The sequence below is a fragment of the Hymenobacter gummosus genome (genome assembly GCF_003970915.1).
GTDB classification, from domain to species: Bacteria; Bacteroidota; Bacteroidia; order Cytophagales; family Hymenobacteraceae; genus Solirubrum; species Solirubrum gummosum.
Genome location: NZ_RXOF01000041.1, coordinates 1 through 300, shown reverse-complemented (window position 1 = coordinate 300; position 300 = coordinate 1). Strand labels below are relative to the sequence as shown.

Annotated in this window: 1 protein-coding gene; it reads left to right on the top strand. The window is 70.0% G+C overall.

The features are described from left to right. A partial coding sequence (locus tag EJV47_RS28295; protein ID WP_165903961.1) for a hypothetical protein occupies positions 1–300 on the top strand: 300 nt, incomplete at both ends.

The window sequence follows — 300 nt, the reverse complement described above, 5'->3', positions numbered from 1 at the left end:
GCTCCGCTGCCGGCCTGTCAGGCCGACAACCAGGGGTCGTTCACCAATAACTTCTCGTACGCCTACGACGCGGCCGGCGGCACCTACGCCGGCGGCGCCTGCGGCACGACCCGCAACAGCATCGGCGCGTTCGTGTTCCGGCCCAACGGCAACCTGGGCCAGATCGTGCTGCAGGGCCGGGGAGCCTTTATCGGCCTGCCCGACTCGGTGAGCAACAAAACCTCCGACATCCTGGAGGCCACGGCCACCCGCCTGCGCCTGCAGGGCACCAGCCCCGGCGGCACCAAAACGGCGGTGACG